We start from the raw sequence: 13,079 nt of genomic DNA, 5'->3' as shown, positions 1-13,079 counted from the left end.
CCTTGCTGGCGCGCCAGGGTGCGGCGTACTCTCGCCGACACATAAACATTTCCTTATGTCCTTATCTGCATGGGCTTGTCCTTCCAACCCGCGATTACTGTCCTGAAAGCGGCCGCCGAGCCGACCCGGCTAAGGCTGCTGGCCCTGCTGGCGCGCGCCGAGCTGACCGTCGGGGAGATCTGCGAGATCGTCGATCAGAGCCAGCCGCGCATTTCGCGGCATTTGAAGGTGCTGAGCGACGCCGGGTTGCTCGATAGATTCCGGGAGCAAAGCTGGGTTTACTACCGCACGCCGTCACGCGGCGCGGGGCGCGAGACCGTCGAACAGCTCCTTACCTTCGCCAAAGACACCGATGAAGTGCTCCTGCGGGACCAGCGGCGGCTGAATGCCGTCATCGGCGAGCGCGGACGGCGCGCTGCGCAGGTGGCCCAGTCGTTGGCGCTGCCGGTGGAAGTCGATCGCATCCTCGTTGCGGAACTGGGTGCCGAACCCATCGGTGCGCTGCTGGATGTCGGTACCGGGTCGGGGCATGTGCTTGGTTTGCTGGCAGGCAAGGCAGATCGCGCCGTCGGCATCGATATATCGAGCGACGCCCTGCGCGTCGCGCGCACTCACGTCCATGGCGCCGGTCTCAGCCACTGCGAACTGCAGCGCGGCGATATGTATGACCTGCCATTCAGCGCACCGTTGTTCGATACAGCGATTGCCGATCGCGTCCTCGCTCAGGCCGAGCGCCCGGTCGCCGCGTTGCTGGAAGTAGCCCGCACGCTCAGGCCCGGCGCGCGGCTGATCATCGTCGAAGACTTCGAGCACCTCGCTGCCTCGACGTCCAAATCCAATCCGATTGCAACGCTGCGCGCCTGGTTGTCGAAGGCGGACTTCGAGTGTGATCGCATTCATCCGGTGGACACGGAGCACGACCTGCTGGTCGTCGCAGTGGCGCGCCGCATTTCACCTGTCCACGTGGCCGCCTGATTCGCGGTCCGTTTCAAAGAACGAGAAGGAATCCAGTCATGTCTGCGGAACAACTCAAGGATCGCATCACCAACGGACTGGCGAATCTGCGCGGCCGGCCGATCGTGTCGTTCGAGTTCTTTCCTCCCAAAGACGAGCAGATGGAAAAGACGCTGTGGGAGTCGATCCAGCGCCTGACGCCGCTGCAGCCGCGCTTCGTGTCGGTGACCTATGGCGCCGACGGTTCGACCCGTTCGCGCACACACAACATCGTGACGCGCATCCAGAGCACGACGTCGCTGACGGCAGCTCCGCATCTGACCTGTGTCGGGGCGCCGCGCGAGGAAATCCTCGATATCGCGCGTGAGTACTGGGCGCACGGCGTGCGTCACATCGTGGCATTGCGCGGCGATCCGCCGCAGGGGTCGACGACCTATGTGCCGCATCCCGGCGGCTTCGCGTACGCAGTCGATCTGGTGCAGGGCCTCAAGTCCGTCGCCAATTTCGAGATCTCGGTCGCCGGCTACCCGGAAGTGCATCCGGAGGCGCCGAGCGGTGTCTTCGATCTGGACAATCTCAAGGCCAAGATCGACGCCGGTGCGGATCGCGCGATCACACAGTTCTTCTTCGACACCAGCTGTTTCCTGCGCTTTCGCGACCAGTGCGCGGCCGCCGGCATCAAGGCGTCGATCGTGCCGGGTATTCTGCCCATTACGCGCTTTCCGCAGCTGCAGCGCATGGCGAAGACCTGTGGGGCCGGAGTGCCGGACTGGCTCGCCGACCGTTTCGATGGACTGGATCAGGATGCGGACACACGCCGCCTGATCGCCGCGGCCGTCGCCATCGAACAGGTGCAACAGCTGCAGCGCGAAGGCGTCGACGAGTTCCATTTCTATACGCTCAACCGCTCCGAACTCACCTTCGCCATCTGTCACGCGCTTGGTGTAAGACCCGCCGCCCTTGCCGCTGCAGGCTGATGCGGCTTCCTCTGCCCCTAGTCCCTAGTCCCTAGTCCCTGGCCCATCCTATGACCCGCAACGAACGAATCGCCGCATTCCGTCACCTCCTCACCGAACGCATTCTGGTGATCGACGGCGCCATGGGCACGATGATCCAGAATCGCAAGCTCACCGAAGCGGATTATCGCGGCGAGCGCTTCAAGGACTGGAAGTCGGATCTCAAGGGCAACAGCGATGTGCTGGTGCTGACGCAGCCGAAGATCATCGGCGAGATTCACACCGAGTACCTCGAGGCGGGCGCCGATATCGTCGAGACGAATACATTCACGGCGAATTATTCCTCCCAGGCCGACTACGGCATGGAAGACCTGGTCGCCGAGATCAACTTCACCGGCGCCCAGATTGCACGCAAGGCGGCCGACGATTTCTATGCGAAGACGGGTGAGCTGCGCTTCGTGGCGGGTGCACTCGGTCCGACGAACCGCACAGCGTCGCTGTCGCCAAGCGTGACCGATCCGGGATTCCGCAACATCGACTTCGACCAGCTCGCCGCCACCTACCTGATCGGGGCGCGCGCCTTGATCGAAGGCGGCGCCGATCTGTTCCTGATCGAAACCATTTTCGACACACTCAATGCCAAGGCAGCGATCTTTGCCATCGGTCGGGCAATGGAAGAAGCTGGTGTGGATCTGCCCGTCATCATCTCGGGCACCATCACTGACGCGTCGGGTCGGACATTATCGGGACAAACCACCGAGGCGTTCTGGAACTCGGTATCGCACGCCAAGCCCATCGCGATCGGTCTCAACTGCGCACTCGGTGCCAAGCAGCTGCGGCCTTATATCGAAGAGCTGTCGCGCATCGCGGATACCTATGTGAGTGCCTATCCGAATGCCGGCCTGCCCAATGCGTTCGGCGAGTACGACGAAGCGGCCTGCGAAACCGCCGAACTGATCCGCGAGTACGCGACCAGCGGACTGGTGAACATCGTCGGTGGTTGCTGCGGCACGACGCCGGACCACATCCATCACATTCGCGAAGCCATCCAGGGGATCGCGCCGCGCCAGCCGCCCGTGATCGAGCCACGCTGCCGGTTGGCGGGACTCGAGCCATTCAACATCGGCGCGGACAGTCTGTTCGTCAACGTCGGCGAGCGCACGAACGTCACCGGTTCGGCGAAATTCCGCAAGCTCATCGAGGCCGACGACTACAACGCCGCGTTGGACGTGGCCCGCCAGCAGGTCACCAGCGGCGCGCAGATCATCGACATCAACATGGATGAGGGCATGCTGGATTCGGAAGCCGCGATGGTGCGCTTCCTGAATCTGATCGCCTCCGAGCCGGATATTTCCCGTGTGCCGATCATGATCGACTCGTCGAAATGGTCGGTCATCGAAACGGGTCTGAAGCGCATCCAGGGCAAGGGCGTGGTGAACTCGATCAGCCTCAAGGAGGGCGAGGAGGCTTTCCTGGAGCACGCTCGCAAAGTTCGTGCTTATGGCGCCGCTGTCGTCGTCATGGCCTTCGACGAGAAGGGCCAGGCCGACACCGTCGAGCGCAAAGTCGAGATCTGCAAGCGTTCCTACGACGTGTTGACGCAGAAGGCTGGCTTCCCGCCCGAAGACATCATTTTCGACCCGAACATTTTCGCGGTCGCCACCGGCATCGAGGAGCACAACAACTACTCGGTCGACTTCATCGAAGCCACGGCGAAGATCCGCAAGGCGTGTCCGCACGCGCACATCAGCGGTGGCGTCAGCAACGTCTCGTTCTCGTTCCGCGGCAACGACCCGGTTCGCGAAGCGATGCACTCGGTCTTCCTGTATCACGCCATCAAAGCCGGCATGACCATGGGCATCGTGAATGCCGGCCAGCTGGCAATCTACGAAGGCATCGGCGCGGAACTGCGCGAGCGCGTCGAGGACGTCATTCTGAACCGCCGTGCCGATGCGACGGAGCGCCTGCTGGAAATCGCTGGTCGCTTCAAGGGTGGGGCAGGGCAGAAAAAGGTCGAAGACCTGGCGTGGCGCAGCCTGCCTGTGGTGAAGCGCCTCGAACATGCGCTGGTCAAGGGCATGGACGAGTTCGTGATCCAGGACACCGAGGAGGCGCGCCTGCAGTTCGAGCGTCCGCTGCACGTGATCGAAGGTCCGCTGATGGACGGCATGAACGTCGTCGGCGACCTGTTCGGCGCCGGCAAGATGTTCCTGCCGCAGGTCGTGAAGTCGGCGCGCGTCATGAAGAAGGCCGTCGCGCATCTCATTCCCTTCATCGAGGAAGAGAAACTGGCCAGCGGCAACGTGTCGCGCTCCAACGGCAAGATCGTGATGGCGACTGTCAAAGGCGACGTCCACGACATCGGCAAGAACATCGTTGGCGTCGTGCTCCAGTGCAACAACTTCGAGGTCATCGACCTCGGTGTGATGGTGCCCTGTGAGCGGATCCTGGAAACCGCACGCCGCGAAGGCGCAGACATGATCGGTCTCTCCGGCCTGATCACGCCGTCGCTGGATGAGATGGTGCACGTCGCGCGCGAAATGCAGCGGCAAGGGTTCGACAAGCCGCTGCTGATTGGCGGCGCGACCACGTCGCCTGCGCATACGGCGGTGAAGATCGATCCGCAATACAAGGGTGTGGTCGTCTACGTGAAGGACGCGTCACGGTCGGTCGGTGTCTGCCAGCAGCTGATGACGCCGGAAACCAAGGCCGAGTTCGCGACGAAACTGAAGGCCGATCACGCCATCCGACGTGAGCAGCATGCGGGCAGGAAAGTGAAGGGGCCGCAGCTGACGATCGCACAGGCTCGCGCCAACAAGTTCAAGGGTGGCTGGGATACCTACGAACCGCCGATTCCCAAGTTCCTGGGCATCCGCACCTTCGACGATTATTCGTTCGAAGATCTGACGCGCTACATCGACTGGATGCCGTTCTTCAACGCCTGGGAGTTTGCCGGCAAGTTCCCGGACATCCTTACCGATCCGGTGGTGGGCGAGCAGACGAGCAATCTGTACGCCGATGCGCGCCGCATGCTCAAGCAGGCCGTGCGCGAGCGATGGCTGACTGCGCGTGCCGTCGTCGGTCTGTTCCCCGCCAACAGCGTCGATGACGACGATGTGGAGATCTATACCGACGAATCGCGTACCCAGGTTCTGCACCGGCTGCATTTCCTGCGGCAACAGAAGGGCAAGCCCGACGGGCAACCGCACGACTGTCTGGCGGACTACATCGCGCCGCGGGATTCAGGACGTCGCGACTACATCGGATCGTTTGCAGTGACCGCGGGCATCGGTATCGAGCCGCACCTGGAACGTTTCGCAGCGGCGTACGACGACTATTCCAGCATCATGCTCAAGGCACTCGCCGATCGTTTCGCGGAAGCATTCGCCGAACGGTTGCATGAACGCGTGCGACGTGAATTCTGGGGTTACGCACCCGAGGAACGTCTGAACAACGAACATCTCATCAAGGAAGAGTACCGCGGCATTCGTCCGGCTCCGGGATATCCCGCGTGCCCGGATCACACCGAAAAGGCGACGTTGTGGAAGCTGCTCGATCCGCAGGCGAATGCCGGGATCACCATCACGGAGTCGTTCGCCATGTATCCGACCGCGGCGGTGAGCGGCTGGTATTTCTCGCATCCGGGCTCACGCTACTTCGCCGTCGGCAAGATCGACCTCGATCAAGTCCGCAACTACGCCGCCCGCAAGAAGATCACGCTGGAAGAAGCCGAGCGCTGGCTGTCACCGAATCTGGGGTACGACCCCGATGCGAAGTCGGGCGCTGACGCGGCGTGAGATAAGGCAAAGACAAGGGCACAAAGGAGCACAAGCAAGAACACAAAAGAGCACAAAGGAAAAAACTTCGTCAGCATGCAAGCTATTCGAATTTTTTCGTGCTCGTTGTGTCTTTTGTGCTCCTGTGTGTGCCTGCATCCTCGGGTCTTATAACCTCTCAAGCGCCGCACGGATGACGGGAGGGATCGGCACCGGGCGGCGGGTCTTCTGATCGACGTAGACGTGGACGAAGCGGCCGATGGCGGAAGGATCGGTGTCGGTGCCACGAAATACCACCAGCTGGTACACCACGCTGCTGTTGCCCAGTTTCTCCAGCCGCATGCCGATGTGGAGTACATCGGGGAAGCTGATCTCCTTCACGTAACGGCAGCTCGTCTCGGCCACGATGCCGATGGCCGACAATTCCCGCGTGTCCGAGGCCGTGGCTTCCATCAGGTAGCCGTTGACTGCCGAATCGAAGTAAGAATAGTAGGCGACGTTGTTCACGTGGCCGTAGTGGTCGTTGTCCATCCAGCGCGTCTGCATCGGTCGCAGGACCTTGAATTCGCCGCGCTGGGGAAGGGGTTGGTTCGCTGACATCGCTGGTCTCGTTGTTCGGTCCCTGACATAGTCCGGGGGCGATTGTGCCAGTCACCGGCGCCAAGCGGGAGCCACGCGATGCCGGGCTGTGGGTATAATTCCCTGAACGATGAATTCGAGCGATGAATAACAGGGGGTCGATTCGATGGCTACTTCGTCCAAGGTGTACGCGAATGCGCAGGACGCGCTCGCCGGGGTCGTACGAGACGACCAGACCGTCATGTCCGGTGGTTTCGGACTGTGCGGCATCCCGGAGAATTTGATCCTCGCTTTGCGCGACTCGGGCGTCAAAGGTCTGACAGTCATCTCCAACAATGCGGGCGTCGACGACTTCGGTCTCGGCCTGCTGTTGAAGACACGACAGATCAAAAAAATGGTCTCGTCGTATGTCGGTGAGAACAAGGAATTCGAGCGCCAGTATCTGTCGGGCGAGCTCCAGCTCGAATTCAATCCACAGGGCACGCTGGCCGAGCGCATTCGTGCGGGCGGGGCGGGCATCTACGGTTTCTATACCCGCACGGGAGCCGGTACGCTCGTCGCCGAAGGCAAGGAACAGCGCGTCGTGAACGGCGAGACGTTCGTTCTCGAAACGGGTCTGGTGGCGGACGTGTCGCTGGTGAAGGCCTGGAAGGGCGACACCGAAGGCAACCTCATCTATCGCAAGACCGCCCGCAACTTCAATCCGATGATGGCGTCGGCGGGTCGGGTAACGGTCGCGGAAGTCGAGCATCTGGTCGAAGCCGGTACGCTGGACCCCGATCAGATTCATACGCCGGGCATTTTCGTCCAGCGCATTTTCCAGGGCACGAACTACGTGAAACGAATCGAGCAACGCACGGTGCGCAAGCGCGCCGCAGCGTGACTCTTACGTTTCCTCAACCCAAGTTTCCTTCGGAGTAGTCATGGCCTGGACTCGAGATGAAATGGCGGCTCGTGCCGCCCGCGAATTGCGTGATGGTTTCTATGTGAATCTCGGTATCGGAATTCCGACACTGGTGGCGAACTACATTCCGCCGGGAATGAAAGTCGTGCTGCAGTCCGAGAACGGCATGCTGGGCATGGGCCCGTTCCCGTTCGAGGGCGAGGAAGATCCCGACCTTATCAACGCCGGCAAGCAGACCATCACCGAGCTGCCGATCTCCTCGTATTTTTCGTCATCGGACAGCTTCGGCATGATCCGCGGCGGCCATATCGATCTGTCGATCCTCGGCGGCATGGAAGTAAGCGAGCAAGGCGATCTTGCCAACTGGATGGTGCCCGGCAAGATGGTGAAGGGCATGGGCGGCGCGATGGACCTCGTCGCCGGCGTCAAGCGCGTCGTCGTGGTCATGGAGCACAACTCGAAAGATGGCGCGGCGAAATTCAAACCGCAGTGCGATCTGCCGCTGACTGGTGCGAACGTGGTCGACATGATCATCAGCGACCTCGCCGTCTTCGCGCGTCCCGATCGCAGGTCACCTTTCAAATTGCTCGAACTCGCCCCCGGCGTCACAGCGGACGAACTCAAGGCCAAGACCTCGGCGAACTTCGTGACCTGAGAAGCAGAGTAACCGCAAAGAACGCATAGAACGCATAGAACGCATAGAACGCATAGACAGCGGGAAACACCCCGCAAAAGAACGCAAGGCCGCGGGCCATTTGCGGCTATTTTCTTCCATCTATGCGTCCTGTGCGTTCTATGCGGTTACGTTCTATGCGGTTACTCTTTATGGATGAAGACTCGAGTCGCCATCCTGAATGAAGCCGGCTTGCCGCGGCCCTACGCGCAGAGCCGACCGTTGCAGATCGTCGAAGTGGATCTCGATCCGCCCGGCCCGCGCGAAGTGCTGGTGCGCATGCGTGCCGCGGGCCTGTGCCATTCGGACCTGTCAGTCATCAATGGCGATCGTCCCCGTCCGCTGCCGATGGCGTTGGGACACGAAGGCGCGGGAGAGGTGGTCGACGTCGGCGCCCAGATCAGTGATCTGCAGGTCGGTGATCATGTCGTCGCCGCCTTCGTGCCGTGTTGCGGCACGTGCGAGCCCTGCGCCAGCGGACGGCCTGCATTGTGCGAACCAGGTTTGCGCGCCAACACCGCAGGCACGCTGCTGCAGGGCGATCGCCGCCTGCATCAGGGGGCGGTCACCATCAATCATCATCTCGGTGTCTCCGCGTTCGCCGAATACGCGGTCATGGCGCGCGAATCGCTGGTCAAGGTCGATGCGACGCTGCCATTCGATGAGGCCGCTATCTTCGGCTGTGCCGTCATGACTGGTGTTGGCGCCGTCACGAATACGGTGCAGCCGCCACCCGGCTCCAGTGTGGCTGTGGTCGGTCTGGGTGGCGTGGGGCTGTCCGCGCTGCTCGGGGCGAGACTCGTCGATGCGGCGATGATCGTCGCCGTGGACTTCAGCGAGACCAAGCTGGCGCTGGCGCGGGAGTTGGGCGCGACTCACACGGTCAATGCCGCAGCGACCGATGCGGCCGAACAGATCCGCGAACTGTCAGGCGGCGGCGTGCATTTCGCCTTCGAGATGGCGGGAGCGGTGAAGGCGATGGAGCTGAGTTACCGCATCACGCGTCGCGGCGGTACGACGGTGACCGCGGGTCTGCCCAATCCGCAGCACATTTTCGCGGTCCCTCACGTGGGCATCGTCGCGGAGGAACGCACGATCAAGGGTAGTTACCTCGGCAGCTGCAATCCGGCACGCGACATTCCGCGCTACATCCAGATGTATCGCCAGGGACGGTTGCCGGTCGACAAGCTGCTGAGCGAGCACCTGCCGCTGGAAGACATCAATGCGGCCTTCGATCGGCTGGCGGATGCCCAGGCCGTGCGTCAGATCGTCACTCTCTGACGCGCGTCATACCTGGACACTGCTGAGTCTGCTCAGCGCGGCATCGATGCCTGCGAGCGGCAGGCGCAGATCGAGCGAGTTGCATTGCGATCGCAGTTCCTGCAGTTCGCGGGCGATATCGTGGTGGCGATGTCCCCTGCCCAGGTCAGCCAGGCAACGACCGCGCTTGATGAGCAGTTCAGTCCACACCAGCGGTTCGTCCTGCGTGTAGGCCGCCAGGGCATCCGCGTAGCGATGCGCATCCGACCACAGACCCTCGCGCACGCTCACTTCGATGGCGTGAAAATAGAACTCGAAATAGCTGTGGCTGACACAGCCGGACGCCAGGAGCTCTTCCCCCTCGCGCAATGCCTGCCGGCGTTCTTCCGCGAGCGTCGTCGTACGTGCCAGGACGCCGAGCAGCGCGGGACCGCAGTAATTCATGCTGGTGGCGCGGCTGAGTTGCAACGCTTCGCGCACCAGTTCGTCGGCTTCGCTGCGACGTTCCCGCGCGAGCTGGCAACTGGCCTGCAGGCTCATCGCTTCGGCCTGGAAGCGGCGCGCGCCGAGTTGTTCGGCAAGGTCCCTGGCGCGCCTGGCGAAGCCGTCGCTGACATCGATCCGTCCGCGCATCAGCATGGCCCATGACGTGACGAGTTGCGTCAGCAGTTCGCTGCGTGCGTCGCTGAGGCGGCGTGACAGTTCCAGCGCTTCGTCCAGTGATTGATCCGTGCATGCCGCGTCCCCGCAATACAGTCGCGTGAGCGCCAGCATCGGCAGGTTGGCCATGCGCACGGCCGGAAGATTGTGATTGCGCGACTGGGTGAGGCAGCGGGCGAAGTATTCGCTCGCAGTGCGCATCCGGCCTCGCTGATACCAGGCATCGCCGAGTCCACTGTAGGCGCCTGCCAGGTCGGCCGGCGAATTCGACGCGGAGGCCAGTTGCATCGCGCGTTCGTGTTCGCGCAGACAATCCGCGATGCGCCCCAGCGGAAAGCAGAGATTGCCCCGCAGCGTACTGATCCGGACCCGTACCTGGATATCGTCGTTGTCGCCGAGCGCATTCTCTGCACGATCCAGGGCCTTCAGGGCCTCGATGTGCCGGTCCATGACCCGCAGCGCCGATGCCACGCCGATCCACGCGTCCACCTGCCTGCGTTGATCGGACGCGAAGTCGATGGCTTCGCGGAAGGCGGCGAGCGCGTCATGAGTTCGCCCCAGTGTCAGCAGCAGTTCGCCCAGCAGACATTGCGTGCGATGCAACTGCGAGGGATCACGTGCCACCGTGCAGGCCTTGTTGGCGAGCATCAGGGCGCGTTCGAAACGCGATGCCGTCTGTTCCGATCGTGCGGCGGTGAGATAGGCGGTCGCGGCATCCGGATCCTCCGCGGCGGCGAGGTGGTCGGCGCACAGGGCCAGATCGTGAGTCGCGAACCAGTCGGCCGCACGCCGGTGCAGTTCGCGGCGTCGCGAACGCAAGGTCGATTCGTAGATGGCGTCGCGAAACAACGCGTGGGTGAACTCGAAGTCGTCGTCCTCGCGCAGCAGCGCTGTCTGGATCAGCGCCTGCGGCGTGAAGTCGGTGTCGTCGATGAGCCTGCGCAGGGCGGCGCTGGAGAATCGCTGTCCCAGGACGGCCGACGCCTGGAGGGCATCGCGATCCGGTTCCGACAGCCGCTCGGCGCGAGCCAGGATCAGTGCACGGACCGATCCGGGCAGGCAGTCATGACCATCGAATGCTGCACGGAAGAGCTGATCCAGGAACAGTGGATTGCCTTCGGCCCGCGAGATGCAGGCGGCCACCACCTCGGGCGACAGATTGGCGTAGTGACTGGCCAGGGTCTGCGCCTCATCGTCCGCGAGCGGTGCGAGGTCGACAGTTGTGACCGGACAGCCGCGAGCGCGTGCGCGCCACACTGCACCGATCGGATCTCCCTCCGGCCGTGTCGTCATGATCAGCAGGGCCGGGCAGTGCGCAATGATCGCTGCGATCTCGCCGAAACGCGCGAGCTCATCCTGATCGGTCCAGTGCACATCCTCGATGACGAGCAGCAGCGGCGATCGACTGGCTGCCGATTCGATCAGGTGCGCCAATGCCAGACATCGTCCACGCTGGCGCGTAGCCGTATCCATGGCGTTCTCGAGCGCTGCGAGTTCGCTGTCGAGCGGCGCATCCACCAGGTCGCTGAGAAAAATCAGTTGATCGATGCCGCCCTGGTTTGCCTGAATGACCTTGGCGACGGCGGCCGCTCGTGCTTCGCCAGTTGCTTCCGCGCCCAGGCCGAGCAGGCTGAGTGCGAGAGTCGTCACCGGTCTGCGGCCAGGGGACTGTCCGAAGTCGAAAGCCCCGGAGGCATGCACAGCGGCATCCGTTTCGCGGACAGCCGCGATCACCGCGTGAATCAGTCGGGTCTTGCCGATGCCGGCCTCGCCGCGCACCACGACGGCCCGGCCATGCCGGCCCGATCCGCAGCGATCGAACATCGCCACCAGCATCGCAAGTTCAGGACGCCGTCCGACCAGCGGTGCGTGTCTGCCATGGCCATCGTCCCGCAGCGATTGCAGCAGCCACACGCCTTCATTGTCAGGTGAGCCAGTCCCGGACAGCGCCTCCGCATCGATCATTGCGCCGAGCGAATTGTGGATCGTCGGGGCAATGCAGATGCCGTCATCCGTCGCGAGCGATGCCAGTGTGTGGGCCGTATGGATCGGCCGTCCCGTCAGTGGGAACAGAGCCGGACTCACGAGCACCTGGCCCTGCGCAATGCCCATGCGCAGCGACAGGTCTTGCGGCAGACACCAGTGTCCGTCGTTCACGCTTTGCCGCAGCGCCAGGCTGGCGCGCACGGCTTGTTCGGCTTCGTCGCCGCGCACCTGCGTCGCACCGAAGACGACCAGCACACTCGATCCGACACGCCGATCCGCACAGCCCTGGTACTGCGCGGCGATGGCTTGTACGCGCTCCTGGAAATCCAGACCGATACGGTGTGCGTCTTCCGGCTCCAGCGTGGCCTCGAGTTCGATCAGCCCTTCCAGACGCACGACCAGTACTGCCGCATCGCGCAGTCCGGTGCGGCGTACACCAGTGGACGCGTCGATTCGCGCAGGCGCGGCCTCGGTGTGCTGCAGTTCCAGCGACTCCATGGTGGCAGGTACAGCGGCGGTTCTGCGTCGCCGCATGAGTTCACGGTACAACTGCTCCGTGGCAGGCTCGGGTGCGACGTCCAGCTCACGGCGCAGGATGTCGCGACAGATCTGGTATTGCCGCAGCGCATCGGCATAGGCATGGCGCCGTGCATGCAACTCCATCAGCGTGCGGTGCGCGGCCTCGTTGAGCGGTTCGAGCGAGACCAGTCGCGCGCTCGCGCTCAGCGCGCCCTCGACATCGCCCTGCGAGGAACACAGCACTGTCAGTTTCTGCAACGCCTCGGCGAGCTGACGTCGCAGCGACTGTCGCTCCGTGCTGAGCCACTCGTCATAGGCGGTGGATTTCGCATCCATGCCTTCGAGGAAGTCGCCACGATGATGCGTCAGTCCGTCCTGGAGCGCTGTGCGCGTGCCCATCGACAGCGACCTGCGCAGCTGCGCGATATCCGTGTTGATCAGGCCAGGCTCCAGCCGCAGCGAATCGGCATCGCTCACCAGCGCGGATTGAGTGTCGGCCGGCAGGACTTTGCGAACCGCCGCCAGCGCCTGGCGCAGGCTCGTGCGCGCGAGTTCCTCGTCCGCTTCTTCCCATAACAGGGCGGCCAGCCGATCGCGGCTGTGTGCTTGCCCGGCCCCCGCTGCCAGAAAAGCCAGCAGGGCGCGGCCCTTGCGCGAAGTGATGCGGATTTCCATGCCAGCCGTGTCGCGCACGGCGAAGCGTCCGAGCAGTTGCAGCACCAGTTGCGTCAAAGAAGACCTCCCTGATCCCACATCATCGGCCTGGCGTGGCTCTGCCGCTGCTGCGGTTGGAGTCGATCCGACCCTGACTT

The 13,079-nt window shown here is 63.1% G+C and carries 8 protein-coding genes; 6 read left to right on the top strand and 2 right to left on the bottom strand.

All coding sequences use genetic code 11. The features are described 5' to 3' along the window. Positions 1-69 precede the first annotated feature (69 nt). From VIZ63_RS23840 to metH, 3 genes are read left to right on the top strand one after another with little or no spacing between them, the layout of a single operon-like run. On the top strand, positions 70-975 hold the full coding sequence (locus VIZ63_RS23840; protein WP_331612321.1) for a metalloregulator ArsR/SmtB family transcription factor: 906 nt from the start codon (positions 70-72) through the stop codon (positions 973-975). A 38-nt stretch (positions 976-1,013) separates the two neighbouring features. After that, on the top strand, positions 1,014-1,931 hold the full coding sequence (gene metF / locus VIZ63_RS23835; protein WP_331612320.1) for a methylenetetrahydrofolate reductase: 918 nt from the start codon (positions 1,014-1,016) through the stop codon (positions 1,929-1,931). Between the two features lie 50 nt (positions 1,932-1,981). Then, positions 1,982-5,707: a methionine synthase gene (gene metH, locus VIZ63_RS23830; RefSeq protein ID WP_331612319.1), complete on the top strand. Its 3,726-nt coding sequence runs from the start codon at positions 1,982-1,984 to the stop codon at positions 5,705-5,707. Positions 5,708-5,854: 147 nt separating this feature from the next. Here metH and VIZ63_RS23825 read toward each other — a convergent pair whose 3' ends face one another. Further along, complete coding sequence (locus VIZ63_RS23825) at positions 5,855-6,286, bottom strand: thioesterase family protein (protein WP_331612318.1); 432 nt, start codon at positions 6,284-6,286, stop codon at positions 5,855-5,857. Positions 6,287-6,431: 145 nt separating this feature from the next. Between VIZ63_RS23825 and VIZ63_RS23820 the strand changes: the two genes are divergently transcribed. From VIZ63_RS23820 to VIZ63_RS23810, 3 genes are all read left to right on the top strand, one after another. Beyond that, positions 6,432-7,148, top strand: a complete 717-nt coding sequence (locus tag VIZ63_RS23820) for a CoA transferase subunit A (RefSeq protein ID WP_331612317.1) — start codon at positions 6,432-6,434, stop codon at positions 7,146-7,148. Between the two features lie 40 nt (positions 7,149-7,188). Beyond that, positions 7,189-7,824, top strand: a complete 636-nt coding sequence (locus VIZ63_RS23815; protein ID WP_331612316.1) for a 3-oxoacid CoA-transferase subunit B — start codon at positions 7,189-7,191, stop codon at positions 7,822-7,824. 174 nt (positions 7,825-7,998) lie between these two features. After that, the gene (locus VIZ63_RS23810) at positions 7,999-9,123 is read left to right on the top strand and encodes a zinc-dependent alcohol dehydrogenase family protein (RefSeq protein WP_331612315.1); all 1,125 of its coding nucleotides are present in this window, start codon (positions 7,999-8,001) and stop codon (positions 9,121-9,123) included. 6 nt (positions 9,124-9,129) lie between these two features. Here VIZ63_RS23810 and VIZ63_RS23805 read toward each other — a convergent pair whose 3' ends face one another. After that, complete coding sequence (locus VIZ63_RS23805; protein WP_331612314.1) at positions 9,130-12,999, bottom strand: BTAD domain-containing putative transcriptional regulator; 3,870 nt, start codon at positions 12,997-12,999, stop codon at positions 9,130-9,132. Between the last annotated feature and the right edge of the window lie 80 nt (positions 13,000-13,079).

It is taken from the genome of Povalibacter sp. (assembly GCF_036520495.1).
Taxonomy (GTDB): Bacteria; Pseudomonadota; Gammaproteobacteria; order Steroidobacterales; family Steroidobacteraceae; genus Steroidobacter.
The sequence above is the reverse complement of the archived record's forward strand: the minus strand, read 5'-3'. Positions and strand labels throughout refer to the sequence as shown.

Coding starts and splice junctions, on each gene's coding strand:
- metH (WP_331612319.1), top strand. CDS start 1,982: ATGACCCGCAACGAACGAATCGCCGCATTCCGTCACCTCCTCACCGAA.
- VIZ63_RS23815 (WP_331612316.1), top strand. CDS start 7,189: ATGGCCTGGACTCGAGATGAAATGGCGGCTCGTGCCGCCCGCGAATTG.
- VIZ63_RS23820 (WP_331612317.1), top strand. CDS start 6,432: ATGGCTACTTCGTCCAAGGTGTACGCGAATGCGCAGGACGCGCTCGCC.
- metF (WP_331612320.1), top strand. CDS start 1,014: ATGTCTGCGGAACAACTCAAGGATCGCATCACCAACGGACTGGCGAAT.
- VIZ63_RS23825 (WP_331612318.1), bottom strand. CDS start 6,286: ATGTCAGCGAACCAACCCCTTCCCCAGCGCGGCGAATTCAAGGTCCTG.
- VIZ63_RS23810 (WP_331612315.1), top strand. CDS start 7,999: ATGAAGACTCGAGTCGCCATCCTGAATGAAGCCGGCTTGCCGCGGCCC.
- VIZ63_RS23840 (WP_331612321.1), top strand. CDS start 70: ATGGGCTTGTCCTTCCAACCCGCGATTACTGTCCTGAAAGCGGCCGCC.